Here is a 13,326-nt window from a genome sequence, read left to right as displayed (position 1 = left end):
CGCTGTCGACTCCTTTAGCGGCAGGACGGGGAAAGCCCGTCAGCCCGCGGGAAACCCGTCACCCCCCTCCGGGAAGCCCGTCAGGCCAGGAGGCCCGTCAGGAGCTCGCGCTGGTCGTTGGCGAGGAGGGCGAGCTGCGTGCGGTTGTCCAGGCCGCACTTGTGGAGGGCGCGGGAGAGATGGGTCTTGACCGTGCCCTCCGCGAGACCGAGCCGCTCGGCGATCTCCCGGTTGCCGAGTCCGTCGGCCAGCGCGACCACGCAGCGCAGTTCGCCCTGGGAGAGGCTGCGGACGCTCGCCAGGACCTCGGGCGTCGGAGCCGGATGGTGGTGGGTGGCGAACCGGCTCATGACGGTGGAGATCACGTCGGGGCTGAGGACGGCGCGGTGTCCGGCCGCACTGTGCACGGCCTCGCGCATCTCCGCGCCCGAGGCGGTCTTCAGCAGGTAGCCGTCCGCGCCGGCCCGCCAGACCCTGGCCACCTGCTCCTCGTCAGCGATCGTCGTCAGGATGAGGATCCCGAGGCCGGGGTGCTCCTGGCGCAGCAGCCGGGCGGTCTCGGCGCCGTCCGGTCCGTCGGGCATGGCCAGGTCGAGGAGGACGACGTCGGGGGAGTGCGCCGAGACGGCCTGCAGGGCCTCGGAGCCCGAACTCGCCTCGCCCACGACCTCGATCTCGTCCGGGACGGCGAGGATGGTGCGCAGTCCCGCGCGGATGACGTCCTCGTCATCGGTGATCACGATACGGATCACTGCTCTGCTCCTTCGGGTGGGTGCTCGGGCGGGTAGGGGGCGTGGGCGCGCAGCAGGTAGCCGCCGCCCCGGAGGGCCTCGTCGACACCGGCACCGGCAGGGACACCGGCACCGGAACCGGCGTCGGATCCGGCATGCAGGTCGGCCGGCCCGGTGACCGGCCCCGCTTCGAGCCCGCCGCCGAGCGACTCCAGCCGCCCGCGGAGCCCGGCCTGCCCGAGGCCGGTGCCCGGCGCGAGCGACCGTACGGGCGCTCCCGGCGGACCGTTGCGGACGTCGAGGGTCCAGCCGGCGGGATCCGCCCGCAGCGACAGCCGCACCGCCGAACCGGGTGCGTACCGCAGGATGTTGGTCAGTCCCTCGGTGACCACCCGGCGGGCTGCCTCCCGGTGGTCCGCGGGCAGCCGCTCGAACCCCTCGGCGAAACCGTCCGCGAGCCGTACGTCGACCCCCGCCGCCCTGACGCTGTCGAGCGAGCGGCTCAGGGCGTCGAGTCCGGCGACGCCGTCCGGCGCCCGCGTGTCCAGCTCGCGCAGCCGGAGCACGGCGGTCATGCCCCGCAGATGGTCCGAGGCGGCCGCGCACTGCCGCTGCGCCGCGTCGAGGAGCCCGTCGGCCGCCCGGTCCCGGCCGCCCACGGAGCTCCGCAGCGATTCGACCAGGATGTTCAGCAGGGCCACGTCATGGCCGAGCAGGTCGTGGAACTCCCTCACGAGCCTGCGCCGTTCGGCGTTGACCGCCTCGGCCGCCCGCTCCCGCGCCACCTCCTGGAGGTGGGCCCGCTCCGCCAGCTGCCGGCTCCGGGTCGCGCCCACCACGCTCGTCAGGGCCACGGTGGAAGCCAGCAGGGCCAGGCTGGAGGGGGAGCTCTCGCGGATCAGGGGCGGGCCGGAGCCCAGTGCGCTGAGCGCGATGAGCTCGGCGGTGGCGACCACCCCGAACCCGTAGGCGTAGGAGGTGCGCTGGTGGCGGCCGGCGGCGTAGGCGAGGAAGAAGAGGGCGATGAACTTGGCACTGAGTGCGGTCGCGGCCAGGACCACGAGGGCGGCGAGCGGGAAGCGGGTCCTGCGCCACAGCAGTGCGCCGCAGGAAACGAGGATCCCGAGCCAGCGCAGCAGGGGGTGGCTGGCCCAGGACTGGTGCGCGACCTCGGCGTAGACCTCGAAGGGGACCGTGATCAGCAGGCAGGTCACCGCGGCGACCCGGTCCCGGGCGACGGGGTCCAGCCGGTGCGGCGCCGAACGGACGAGCGCGTTCCACCTCATGGACCTCTCCCTCCTCACCTGCCGTTACGCGGATCCATCGGGGATATCGGTCATACCGGATACACCGTGTACGAGCACCCTGCCATCGGCCGGGAGCCCGGCCCGGCGCGCGACACGGCGTACGACGTGCTGCGCGTCCCGCCCGGAACCGGTCCGGGCGGGACGCGCACGGGCGACGGCCGCGTCAGTGGGCGACGGACCGGACGCCGCGGCGGCGGTCCAGGAACCAGTGGGCGGCGAGCTTGAGCTGGTCCTCCAGGAGGAAGCAGCAGATCGCGTAGCCCCAGACGGCGGCGGCCCAGCCCCAGCCGAGCGGGGTCATTCCGACGCCGAACACGGTGACGAGGGTGGCGATGGTCTGGGCGACGGCGACCGCGATGACCAAGGGCTTGGCCGGAGCGGGGGAGGTCCAGAACCGGCCGCGGGTGCGGGTCACGAAGATGGTGAGCTGACCGGAGACCGACAGGCTGAGGTAGACGAGGGAGTGGATCAGCCCGTCGCCCAGGTGGAAGACCTCGCGGCCGAGGACGAAGAGCAGGAAGGTTTCGCCGACCCCGACCACCCCCAGCACCGTGGCCACGGTCAGGACGCTGCGCATGTCCCAGGTGACGGGCCTGTGTGAGCCGCGGACCTTGTCGTAGGCGATCGTGAGGATCGCGCCGTCGTTCAGCAGGGCGAGCAGGACGATCATCATCGCGGTGACCGGGAAGAAGTCGTACGCGACGATCGTCAGGGTGATCAGGCCGAGCACCCGGATGGTCTCCGTGATGCGGTAGGTGGCGTAGTTGACCATCCGCTGGATGATCTCCCGGGCCTGGCTGATCGCGTGGGAGATGACCGACAGGCCCGGCGTCAGCAGCACCACGTCCGCGGCGGCCCGGGCGGCGTCCGTGGCGTCGGCCACGGCGATGCCGGCGTCGGCCTGCTTCAGCGCCGGGGCGTCGTTGACCCCGTCTCCGGTCATGCCGACGATGTGGCCGCGCTCCTGGAGCATCTTGACGATGCGGTACTTGTGCTCCGGGAAGACCTGCGCGAACCCGTCCGAAATCTCGACGAGCTCCGCGAGCTCTGCCTCGGGCTTCCCGTCGTCCAGCGCGTGCGTGTTCAGGATGTTGTCGCCCATCCCGATCTGGCGGGCCAGCTCCCGGCTGATCGCCACCTGGTCGCCGGTGACCATCTTGACCGACACGCCCAGGTCGCCGGCGGCCGCCACGGTGTCCGCGGTGTCCTCGCGCGGCGGATCGGCCAGCGGCAGGATGCCGAGCAGGCGCCAGGCGCCCGACTCGTCGGTACGGGCCACGCCCAGGGAGCGGAAGCCGCGGGCGGCGAACTCGTCGGCGATGCGCGCCACGCGCGCGGCGGCCGGGTCCCCGTCGCAGAGCCGGGCGATGACCTGGGGGGCGCCCTTGCTCACGTGGTACGAGTCCGGCGCCGGGCCGGGACCGGGGCCGAAACCGACGGTGGCTTCGGTGCGCTTGGTGACCGGGTCGAAGGGGACGAAGTCGGTGACCGGCAGGCCGTGCGCCCAGCCGGTGTCGGAGCCGGTCAGCCGGTCGGCGGCGGTGGAGATGACGATCCGGTCGATGGGGTCGCCGTTCTCGGCGCGGGAGGCCAGCGCGGCGGAGCCGAGCAGGTCGTCCTGGTCGACGCCGTCCGGGACCCAGGGGTCCAGGATCGCGAGGCGGTTCTCGGTCAGGGTGCCCGTCTTGTCGGAGCACAGGATGTCGATGCTGCCCAGTTCCTCGACGGCGGGCAGGTTCGAGACGACCGCTCCGCGCTTGGCGAGGTTGCGGGCGCCGACGGCGAGCGTCACGGACATGACGGCCGGCAGGGCGACCGGGACGGAGGCGATGACGACGACGAGCGCGAACTCCATGACGGAGAGCACCGGGTTGCCGCGGGCCACCGAGACGATGACCGTGAGGGTGACCAGGGCGACGGCCAGCAGGATCAGGTAGTTGCCGATCTTCAGGACGGCCTGCTGGAGGTGGCTGACGGTGCCGGCCTCGCCGACGAGCGCCGTGGTCCTTCCGAAGAAGCTGTTCGCGCCGGTGGCCTCGACGACGGCGTCGGTCTCGCCGCGGACGATGACGGATCCGGAGTAGAGGCTTGCGCCGCGGCCGCGCTCGACGGGCAGGGACTCGCCCGTGAGGGCGGCCTGGTCGACGTCGAGGGTGCCGGCGCCGAGCGCCCGTACGTCGGCCGGGACGACGTCCCCGAGCCGGACCCGGACGATGTCGCCCGGGACCAGTTCGCGGACGGCCTCCGTGCGCCAGACGCCGTCGCGCAGGACGCGGGCCTCGGTGGCGAGGCGCTGCTTGAGGGCGGCGATGGCGTTGGCGGCCTCGTGCTCCTCCAGGAAGGCGACCACGCCGTTGACGACGAGCAGGACGCCGATGATGACCACGTCGACCCAGTGCCGGACGGCGATCGAGAGGATCAGCGCGGTCTCGATCATCCAGGGGATGGGGGCCCAGAAGTAGCCGAGGAACTCCCGCAGGGGGTTCTTGTGCTCCTCGGCGATCTCGTTCGGACCGTGCTCCTGCCGGAGGCGGTGTGCTTCGGCGGTGGTGAGCCCGTCCGGCCATGAGGCCGGGGGCTCGAAATCCTCGGGTTCCTCCGCCGCGGCGGGATCGGCCGGCCCGCAGGAGGCTGCGGCGGCCGGGGCGAGGGCCGCGGGTGTGGCGGGGACGGTGGGGACGGTGTCGGTGCTCATGGCGGTCACTTGCCTCCGTGCAGGAGGGAGAGGAAGGAGGGGATCTCCATCGGTCGGGCTCCGCTGGTCATCGCCATGCGTGCGTGCGAGACCGTGCCGGCCCGCAGGATGCGGATGACGTGGCTGCCGCAGGCGGCGCACTCGGAGCGGGTCAGCGGGGAGGGGACCCGGTCGCCGTCCACCGTGCAGAGCGTGCGCTGGACGCCGGTGGCGTCGATGTAGTGCTGGACGTCGTACTGCTTCTCCCACCCGTGGCCGCAGTCGAGGCAGCTGAAGGCGTAGGACTCGTGAAGGACCTCGGGAACGGTGTGGGAGGTGAATTCGTCGATTGCGCTCATCGTGTGTTTCCTCATGGCCGGTTGTGGACTTCTCGTCCCTTCCAGGAAACGGCCGTCGAATGCCGTGTGGCGGCGGTGAACGGCCCTTGTTTCGGGGCCTGAGCCCCGCCCCCTCGGGACATTTCGTAAGCGGAAGTGAGCGGGACGGCTCCACGCGCTCTCTCCCCGCGCACCGTTCGTGCATGTGTTCGAATGGCGCGTTACCCTGGATCCATGCACGCACTCCAGGGCTCGCTCTTCGACCAGGGCGACGAGATCCGCCTCGGCCCGCCGGCGGGCGCCCGGCGCACGGAGCTGGGCGCCGGTGCCTGGGTGGACCACCTGCCGGGCTGGCTGACGGGAGCCGACGCGCTCTTCGAGCGGCTCGCGGCCGACGTGCCGTGGCACGCCGAGCGGCGGCAGATGTACGAGCGGGAGGTGGCGGTCCCGCGGCTGCTGGCCCACTACGGCGCGGCCGACCCGCTCCCGCATCCCGTCCTTGCCGAGGCCCGGACCGCGCTGAGCCGCCACTACGCCCCCGAGCTGGGCGAACCCTTCGTCACGGCGGGCCTGTGCCTGTACCGCGACGGCCGGGACAGCGTCGCCTGGCACGGCGACCGCACCGGCCGCTCCGCCACCGAGGACACGATGGTCGCCATCCTCTCGGTGGGCGACCCCCGCGATCTGGCCCTGCGCCCGCGCGACGGCGGCCCCACCCTGCTGCGCCTCCCGCTGGGCCACGGCGACCTGGTGGTGATGGGCGGCTCCTGCCAGCGCACGATGGAACACGCCGTCCCCAAGACGGCACGCCCGGTCGGCCCCCGCATCAGCGTCCAGTTCCGCCCGCGCGGGGTCGGCCGAGCCGGCGGGCGTTGCCGCGGATGCCGCGGACGGTCGCTACGCCGCGTCAAGCTCCTTGGGCGGGCGGGCCGCCGAGGCCGCCGCGTGGAGGGAGCGCAGGGCCAGGAGCAGGATGCCGATGTCGTCCAGGTAGACCGGGTCCGGGATCAGGTCCACCGGGGAGACCGTGTAGACCACGGCGGCCCAGAACAGCGCCTTGTCGCGCAGGGGGATGCCCGCGTCGCGCAGCAGTTTGCGGGCCGCGAAGACCCGTACGAGGAGCACGGCCGCGGTGACCGCCAGGCCGGCCGCCACCACCGCCGCCACGATGATCCAGGCGGTCGTCGCGTCCATCACGCGCCCTGGGTCCGGAGCCGGCGGCTGACCTCGCCCAGCCCGTCCGCGAGCATGTCGAGCTGTTCGGGCGTGAGCACGTCCACCAGGACCTCCCGCACCGTGGTCACGTGCCCCGGCGCGGCCTCCGCGAGCCGGGCGCGGCCCGTCTCGGTGAGGACGGCGTAGATCCCCCGGACGTCGGAGGGGCAGGTGCGGCGGCGGACGAGGCCGGCCTTCTCCATCTGCGTGACCTGGTACGTCAGGCCGCTCTTGGAGTTGACGAGCCCGTTGGCGAGCTCCGTCATGCGCAGTTCGCCCTCGGGCGCCCTGGCGAGTCGCACGAGGATCTCGTACTGCGGGTGGGAGAGTCCGGAATCGTCCTTGAGCTGCTGGTCGAGACGGCGGTTGACCAGGGCGGAAGCGGCCAGGAACCCCTCCCAGGCCCGCATTTCGCGGTCGTCGAGCCATTTCGTTTCAGCCATGGAACCAGGCTACACGTGCCGTTCCAATTTGAATCAGCAGCGGATGCAGGGCTAGGCTCGAGCGAGTCGTTCGAATTTGAACAACCCGTTCCTCGGGCCGCCCGACCGGAAGGACCCCTCCCATGAACAGCCCCTCCGTCACCACGCCGAAGCCGCGAACCGGCGAACCCGCCGCGCCCCCCGCGCGTGCCTCCGCCCCGGCGCTGTCCACCCCGGCCCACGACGCGGGCCTGCTCCTGCTGCGCGTGGTCCTCGGCCTGACCATGGCCGCCCACGGCGCCCAGAAGCTCTTCGGCTGGTTCGGCGGCGGCGGCATCAGCGGCACCGGCCAGTTCTTCACCGCCAGCGGATACCCGGCCGGTGACGCCATGGCCGTCCTCGCCGGCCTCACCGAGACCCTCGGTGGGCTCGGCCTCGTCCTCGGGCTGCTCACGCCGCTGGCGGGCGCCGCTCTGGTCGGCACGCTGATCAACGCCATCGCGGTGAAGGGCACCGGCTCCTTCTTCGCCCCGGCGGGCATTGAGTACGAGCTCCTGCTCGCCGCCGGCGCCGCCGCCCTCGCGCTCACCGGCCCCGGCCGGTACGCCGTCGACCGCTTCCTGCCCGTCCTGCGCGGCCACCGCCTCGCCCACGGGGCCCTCGCGGTCGCCCTCGGCGTCGTGACCGCGGGCGTGCTCCTCCTCGTCCGGAACTGAGCCGACGGGTGCGGCCGCCCCGGGGCTCCCCCGGCGGCGCCGCGCAGGGACCCGGACGGGCTGATTGAGTGTGGGCATTCGAGGGAAAGTGCCCTAAATGACACAACCCATCGAAGACTACGCACTCATCGGCGACCTGATGACCAGTGGGCTGGTCGGCCGCGACGGGTCCATCGACTGGCTGTGCCTGCCGCGCTTCGACTCGGCCGCCTGCTTCGCCGCCCTCCTCGGCGACGAGGAGAACGGTCACTGGCGCATCGCCCCGGCCGCCGCACCCGAATCCGCCCGCTGCACCCGCCGCGGCTACGTCGACGGCACGCTCGTCCTGGAATCCTTCTGGGAGACCGAGGACGGCGCCTCGTTCAAGGTCATCGACTTCATGCCGCAGCGCGACACCGCGCCCGACCTGATGCGGATCGTCGAGGGCCTGACCGGCGAATCGACCGTGAGCAGCACCCTGCGCCTGCGCTTCGACTACGGGCACGTCGTGCCCTGGGTCCGGCGCGGCGGCAACCGCGAGGGCGACCGGGTCGCCGTCGCCGGGCCCGACGCCGCATGGCTGCGCAGCGAACCCCCCGTGCACACCTGGGGCGAGGACATGAGCACCCGCTCCGAGTTCACCGTCGCCGCGGGCGAACGCGTCGCCTTCGTGCTCACCTGGCACCCCTCGCACGAACCGCGCCCCGAGCCCCTGGACCCGTACGCCGCCCTGGAGCAGAGCCTCGCCGACTGGCGCGAATGGACCGGCCGGTGCACGTACGAGGGCCCCTACCGGGATGCGGTGATCCGCTCCCTGATCACCCTCAAGGCCCTCACCTACGCGCCGACCGGCGGAATCGCCGCCGCCGCGACGACCTCCCTGCCGGAGGAGCTCGGCGGCATCCGCAACTGGGACTACCGCTACTGCTGGCTGCGCGACTCCACCCTCACCCTCGGCTCCCTGCTGGCCACCGGGTACCTCGAGGAGGCCCGCGCCTGGCGGGCGTGGCTGCTGCGCGCCGTCGCGGGCGACCCCGCCGCCCTGCAGATCATGTACGGGATCGGCGGCGAGCGGCGCATCCCGGAGAGCGAGCTGCCCTGGCTGAAGGGGTACGCGTCCTCCGCGCCGGTCCGGGTCGGCAACGCGGCCGTCGACCAGCTCCAGCTCGACGTGTACGGGGAGGTCCTCGACTCCCTCTACGTGGCCCGCTCCGCCGGACTCCCCGCCGAGTGGCACTCCTGGAAGATCCAGATCGCGCTCCTCGACTTCCTGGAGCAGAACTGGCACCGCCCCGACGAGGGCCTGTGGGAAGTGCGCGGCCCGCGCCGCCACTTCACGCACTCCAAGGTGATGGCATGGGTCGCCGCCGACCGGGCCGTGCGCACCCTGGAACTCAACCCCAAGCTTCCCGGCGACGTGCACCGCTGGCGCGCCATGCGGGAGGCGGTGCACAGCGACGTCTGCGAGAACGCCTACGACGCCGAGCGGCGCACCTTCACCCAGTACTACGGCTCCCGCGAACTGGACGCCGCCACCCTCCTCATCCCGCGCGTCGGCTTCCTGCCGCCCGACGACCCCCGCGTCATCGGCACGGTCGACGCGGTGCGCGAGGAGCTGGGCCGCAGCGGCCTGGTCCGCCGCTACAGCACCGAGGGGCTTTCGGTGGACGGCCTGCCCGGCGACGAAGGGGCCTTCCTCGCCTGCTCGTTCTGGCTGACCGACGCCCTGTACCTGACCGGGCGGGAGAAGGAGGCACGGGAGCTCTTCGAGCACCTGCTGTCCGTACGCAACGACGTGGGACTCCTCGCCGAGGAGTACGACCCCGTCTCCGGACGCCAACTCGGCAACTTCCCACAGGCGTTCAGCCACGTCGGCCTCGTGAACACCGCGCTCACCCTGGGCGGGGGCAGCCTGGCGGCGGGCCAGGTCTGAGGAACGGGCGCCGGCCGGCCCGACGCCCGTCAGCCCGGGCGCAGCTCCCGGGCCAGCCGGCCGCGCAGCCGGGCGAACTCGGGGGAGGCCCGCAATCCCGCGACGTCCGTGGCCGGGTCGCGGGGGAGCGGCACCGGCAGGTCCGCCACCACCCGGCCCGGCCCGGCCGCCATCACCAGGACACGGGATCCCAGGAGCACCGCCTCCTCGACCGAATGCGTCACGAACAGCACGGTCGTGCCGAGCCGCCCGGCCAGGGAGCGGACCTCCTCCTGGAGACGCTCCCGGGTCAGCGCGTCCAACGCGGCGAACGGCTCGTCCATCAGAAGCAGTTCGGGCTCCGCCGCCAGCGCGCGGGCCAGCGCCACCCGCTGCTGCTGGCCCCCGGACAGCTCCCAGGTGCGCCGGCCTCCCATGCCGGGCAGGCCCACCCGGTCCAGCAGTTCGGCGATCCGGCCCGGCCGCTCCGACCGCGGCACCCCGTGGCGGGCCAGTGCGAAGCCGAGGTTCCCGCCGACGGTGCGCCACGGGAACAGTCGCGGCTGCTGGAACACCACCCCCGCACCCCGCCCGGGACGCGGGGCGGCGCCCCGGACCAGGGCGGTGCCCGAGGCCGGGCGGGCGAAGCCGGCGATCACCCGCAGCAGGGTGGTCTTGCCGCAGCCGGAGAGGCCGACGAGGACGACGAACTCGCCTGCGCGGACCCGTAGGTCCACCGCGTCGAGCACGGTCACCGGCTGCTTCGCCGGCCCGTAGCGGACCGACACCCCCGCGAGGTCCACGGCGAGTCCGGCGTCGCCCGCACCGGCGGTGGCGTTGCCGGTGTCCGGGGCCGGTTCAGTGCGCGGCACGGCCGAGCTCCTCCACCGCGAGGGCCCGGCCGAAGGCGGCCTCGTCCGGGACGGCGTCCACCTTCTTCTGCTCCTTCAGGAAGACGGCAGCGTCCCGCAGCGTCGCCGCGAGCTTCCCCGGGGCGCCGGGCGTGCCGAGGTAGTCGGGGCCGGTCTGTTCCTTCGCGCTCAGCAGCACCAGCTCCGAGAGCTGGCGCTTCGCCTCCTCCGGCGGCAGCCCGAGCTCCGCTCCGATGGACTTCGCCGCCTGGTCGGGGGCGGTGCGGGCCTGCCCGACGGCCTGGTCCTGTGCCTTGATCCAGGCCGTGACCACCTCGGGGTGCGCTGCCGCGAAGGCGTTGGTGACCACGCCCAGGTCGGCGGTGGGCTTGCCCTGTTCCGCGAGCTGCCGGCTCGTGACGAGCACCTTCCCGTCCTTGGTCAGCTCGCTGAGCGTGGGCGTCCACACGTACGCCGCGTCGATGTCCCCGCGCTTCCAGGCGGCGAGGGCGTCCTGCGGCTGGAGGTCGATGGTCTGCACGGCCCCCGCGTCCACCCCGGCGGCCTTCAGTGCGGCGAGCAGCGAGTAGTGGGCGGTGGAGCCGAAGGGCGTGGCGACCTTCTTCCCGGCCAGGTCCTTGACCGAGCCGATCTCCGGCTTGGCGACCAGTGCCTCGTTGTCGCCGATCAGGTCGTGGATCCACACCACCTTGTACGGGATGTTCAGCGGGGCCGAGAGGCCCTTGGTGACGGGGCTCGACCCGGCCAGGCCCAGGTCCACCGAACCGGCGATCACGGCCGTGTTGACGTCACCGCCCGACTCGAACTTCACCCACTTCACGTCGGCTTCGGGCAGGGCCTGCTCCAGCAGCCGCTGGTTCTTCACGATCAGGTCGGCATTGGGTATCGCCTGGTAGGCGATCCGTACGGTGGTCCGCCCCGGCCCGGCCGACGATCCGTCCCCGTCCGCCCCGCAGGCGACGGTGGCGGAAGCGGTCAGGGCGACGGCGGCGGCCAGCAGCAGGGTGCGGCGGGATGCGTTTCTGGGCATGACGGAACTCCATTGATGAGGAACGGGGTTGGGGAGAAGCGGAGGGGGCGGGCGGGGCTCGGGCGGTCAGCCGCGGCCGCGCCAGGGGACCGCGTAGCGCTCGACTCCCCGGAGCAGGGCGTCGAGGACGATCCCGGACAGCCCGATGGCGAGGATGCCGGCGATCACCAGGGCCGTCTGGTTGTAGCGCTGGGCGTCGCGGATCATCCCGCCGATGCCGGGCACGCCGTTGATGGTCTCCGCCGCCACGACGGAGGTGTAGGCGACCCCGACGGCGATCCGGATGCCCGTGAGGATCTCGGGCAGCGCGGCGGGCAGCCGCACCGACAGGAGCAGGGACGCCGGACCGGAACCCAACGCCTTCGCCGCCTCCACGAGTTCGTCCGGCACGGTCCGTACGGCCGCCGCCGTGGCCGCGGCGATCGGCGGCAGCGCCGCGATCACCAGCAGCCAGATCTTCGGGGCCTCGTCGATGCCGAACCAGATGACGAGCAGCGAGAGGTACGCGAGCGGCGGCAGGGTGCGCAGGAAGGTCACGGCCGGCTCCAGCACCACCGCGAGCGGCCGGACGGTGCCGATCAGCAGCCCCAGGGGCACCCCGGCCAGCACGGCGTACGCGGAGCCGGTGCCGATCCGGCCGAGGCTCACCCCGAGGTGCTCCACCAGCAGGTGGCCACCGTAGCCGCGGACCCCGTCGTGCGTGGTGGACGCCAGCAGGAACTGCCGCCACACCTCACCGGGCGAGGGGACCAGCACCCTCGGCCACAGCTCGGCCGCCACCGCCGCCTGCCAGGCGGCGAGCAGCACGGCCAGGGCGAGGAGGCGCAGCCCGGTCCAGCGCAGCGCCTCCCGGATCCGGGCACGGGACCGCGGCGCGGCGCCGTCCGCAGGGGCGCCGGGCGGGGCGAGCCGGGCGGGAGCCTCCGTGGTGAGCGCGGTCATGCGACCGCCGCCCCGGTCAGGGCGCGCAGACGCGGGGCGACCTCTTCGCCCACCCGGTAGGCCTCCTCGAGATGCGGATATCCCGACAGGATGAACTCGTCGACGCCCAGGGCCCGGTACTCCGCCAGCCGCGCCGCGACCTCGTCGTGCGAGCCGACCAGGGCCGTGCCCGCACCCTCGCGGACCAGCCCGATGCCCGCCCACAGGTTCGGTGCCACCGTCAGCCGTTCGGCGTCCGCGACCCCGCCGTGCAGGGCCGTCATCCGGGCCTGCCCGGTGGAGTCCATGGCGGCGAACCGCTCCTGGGTGGCCCGGACCGCCGCCGGATCCAGCCCGGCGAGGATCCGGTCTGCCTCGGCCCAGGCCTCGGCCGCGGAGTCCCGGCTGATGACGTGCAGCCGCAGCCCGAAGCGGACCGTGCGGCCCGCCGGGCGAGCCCGCTCGCGCAGCCGCTCGATGCGCGCCGCGACGGCCGACGGCGGCTCACCCCACAGCAGTTGCACGTCGGCATGCCGGGCGGCGACCTCCTCGGCCGCGGGCGAGGCCCCGCCGAAGTACAGCGGGACCGGGTGGCGCAGCTCCGGATCGGTCAGGCGCGCCCCCTCGATGTGCAGGTGGGCGCCTTCGTGGTCCACGGACTTCCCGTCCAGGAGGTCGCGCAGCACGGCCATCACCTCATCGGTGCGGGCGTAGCGCTCGTCGTGCGCCAGCCCGTCCCCGTAGGCCCGCTGCTCGGCGGGATCGCCGCCCGTCACCACGTTCAGCCCGAGCCGGCCGCCGGCGAACCGGCGGAAGGCGTCCGCCTGCTGGGCGATCAGCGTCGGGCTCGCGAAACCCGCGCGGAACGCCACGAGGAAGCCGATCCGCGTGGTGTGCTGCGCCAGCGCGGCCGTCAGGATCCACGGATCGACGCAACCGAGCCCGACAGGGGTCAACAGCGAATGAAATCCGGCCTGTTCGGCGGCGCGGGCGACCTGGGCCAGGTACGGCACGTCCGCGGGACGGCGGGTGGCCGTACTGCTGCGGCCCTGGACGGCGGTGACCCCGCCGGGGTCGCGGCCGTCCCCGCCGGTGGGCAGGAACCAGTGCAGCAGGAGCGGATTCTCGGGCATGGCGAACCTCGTCGGAGCAGCGTGACACGCACCGCCGCGCGCGGATCCGGCTGGGGCGGCGGTGGCACGTGTACGG

The 13,326-nt window shown here is 73.4% G+C and carries 12 protein-coding genes and 1 pseudogene; 3 read left to right on the top strand and 10 right to left on the bottom strand.

Translation table 11 applies throughout. The annotated features are described in order from the left end of the window. Positions 1–80: 80 nt before the first annotated feature. From ACZ60J_RS04710 to ACZ60J_RS04695, 4 genes are all read right to left on the bottom strand, one after another. Positions 81–752, bottom strand: coding sequence for a response regulator transcription factor (locus ACZ60J_RS04710; RefSeq protein WP_469678941.1), 672 nt, complete (start codon positions 750–752; stop codon positions 81–83). Then, complete coding sequence (locus ACZ60J_RS04705) at positions 749–2,017, bottom strand: sensor histidine kinase (RefSeq protein ID WP_469678940.1); 1,269 nt, start codon at positions 2,015–2,017, stop codon at positions 749–751. Before ACZ60J_RS04705 ends, ACZ60J_RS04710 begins: the two co-directional genes overlap by 4 nt. 184 nt (positions 2,018–2,201) lie before the next feature. Then, a complete protein-coding gene (locus tag ACZ60J_RS04700) occupies positions 2,202–4,733 on the bottom strand; it encodes a plasma-membrane proton-efflux P-type ATPase (protein WP_469678939.1) in 2,532 nt (843 codons plus the stop codon). A 5-nt stretch (positions 4,734–4,738) separates the two neighbouring features. Beyond that, positions 4,739–5,071, bottom strand: a complete 333-nt coding sequence (locus ACZ60J_RS04695; protein ID WP_469678938.1) for a hypothetical protein — start codon at positions 5,069–5,071, stop codon at positions 4,739–4,741. Between the two features lie 213 nt (positions 5,072–5,284). On the opposite strand from ACZ60J_RS04695, the pseudogene ACZ60J_RS04690 reads away from it, so the two are divergent. Next, positions 5,285–5,905, top strand: a pseudogene (locus ACZ60J_RS04690) (alpha-ketoglutarate-dependent dioxygenase AlkB); the annotation flags it as partial. A 42-nt stretch (positions 5,906–5,947) separates the two neighbouring features. Here the strand turns inward: ACZ60J_RS04690 and ACZ60J_RS04685 are convergent. Together ACZ60J_RS04685 and ACZ60J_RS04680 are read right to left on the bottom strand one after the other, a co-directional pair. Next, positions 5,948–6,244: a YkvA family protein gene (locus tag ACZ60J_RS04685; protein ID WP_469678937.1), complete on the bottom strand. Its 297-nt coding sequence runs from the start codon at positions 6,242–6,244 to the stop codon at positions 5,948–5,950. Next, a complete protein-coding gene (locus tag ACZ60J_RS04680; protein ID WP_469678936.1) occupies positions 6,244–6,708 on the bottom strand; it encodes a MarR family winged helix-turn-helix transcriptional regulator in 465 nt (154 codons plus the stop codon). Before ACZ60J_RS04680 ends, ACZ60J_RS04685 begins: the two co-directional genes overlap by 1 nt. Before the next feature lie 122 nt (positions 6,709–6,830). On the opposite strand from ACZ60J_RS04680, the gene ACZ60J_RS04675 reads away from it, so the two are divergent. Both ACZ60J_RS04675 and ACZ60J_RS04670 read left to right on the top strand, forming a co-directional pair. Next, on the top strand, positions 6,831–7,403 hold the full coding sequence (locus ACZ60J_RS04675; RefSeq protein WP_469678935.1) for a DoxX family protein: 573 nt from the start codon (positions 6,831–6,833) through the stop codon (positions 7,401–7,403). A gap of 97 nt (positions 7,404–7,500) precedes the next feature. After that, positions 7,501–9,315, top strand: a complete 1,815-nt coding sequence (locus ACZ60J_RS04670) for a glycoside hydrolase family 15 protein (protein ID WP_469678934.1) — start codon at positions 7,501–7,503, stop codon at positions 9,313–9,315. 29 nt (positions 9,316–9,344) lie between these two features. On the opposite strand, the gene ACZ60J_RS04665 is transcribed toward ACZ60J_RS04670, so the two are convergent. From ACZ60J_RS04665 to ACZ60J_RS04650, 4 genes are all read right to left on the bottom strand, one after another. After that, positions 9,345–10,166 carry an ABC transporter ATP-binding protein gene (locus ACZ60J_RS04665; protein ID WP_469678933.1) on the bottom strand — a complete coding sequence of 274 codons (822 nt, stop codon included), beginning with the start codon at positions 10,164–10,166 and terminating at the stop codon, positions 9,345–9,347. Beyond that, positions 10,153–11,196: a taurine ABC transporter substrate-binding protein gene (locus tag ACZ60J_RS04660; protein ID WP_469678932.1), complete on the bottom strand. Its 1,044-nt coding sequence runs from the start codon at positions 11,194–11,196 to the stop codon at positions 10,153–10,155. Before ACZ60J_RS04660 ends, ACZ60J_RS04665 begins: the two co-directional genes overlap by 14 nt. A gap of 66 nt (positions 11,197–11,262) precedes the next feature. Then, positions 11,263–12,138 carry an ABC transporter permease gene (locus ACZ60J_RS04655; protein ID WP_469678931.1) on the bottom strand — a complete coding sequence of 292 codons (876 nt, stop codon included), beginning with the start codon at positions 12,136–12,138 and terminating at the stop codon, positions 11,263–11,265. Continuing rightward, positions 12,135–13,250: an LLM class flavin-dependent oxidoreductase gene (locus ACZ60J_RS04650; protein WP_469678930.1), complete on the bottom strand. Its 1,116-nt coding sequence runs from the start codon at positions 13,248–13,250 to the stop codon at positions 12,135–12,137. The genes ACZ60J_RS04655 and ACZ60J_RS04650 overlap by 4 nt, the downstream gene beginning before the upstream one ends. Between the last annotated feature and the right edge of the window lie 76 nt (positions 13,251–13,326).

The organism is Streptomyces sp. NPDC104226, from assembly GCF_055584085.1.
Note: the sequence above shows the minus strand (reverse complement) of the source record. Positions and strands in the feature narration are given on the sequence as shown.